The sequence below is a fragment of the Cedecea sp. B1(4) genome, assembly GCF_059414925.1.
Genome location: NZ_JCAHMZ010000181.1, coordinates 1 through 272, shown reverse-complemented (window position 1 = coordinate 272; position 272 = coordinate 1). Strand labels below are relative to the sequence as shown.

At 61.8% G+C, this 272-nt stretch carries 1 pseudogene; it reads right to left on the bottom strand.

Annotated elements, in window-relative coordinates:
- Positions 1-239 (bottom strand): annotated as a pseudogene (locus tag ACR6JA_RS22545) (acyltransferase family protein); the annotation flags it as partial.
- Positions 240-272: the final 33 nt, after the last annotated feature.

Sequence of the window (272 nt, the reverse complement as noted above, 5' to 3'; positions counted from 1 at the left end):
AGCGCACCCAGGCAGGGAGGCAACGCATTCAAACCCGGAAAGTTGGTCTTGCCGCTGTAGGTAAACACGCTCCAGAGGATCAGTGCGAGGCCCGCCGTACCGGCCAATTCGGTAGCGAACGCGTTGCGGGGAATGCCTTTGCCACGTTGGGTGCTAGAGGCCAGCAAGCTTCCGACCAGAAGTTCCCAGGCACGCGTGGGCAAGGTATAGAACGCCCCTGCGGGATCGCGTGCCAGCATCCATTGGCTCAGGCCAAGGGACAGGAGTAGCAG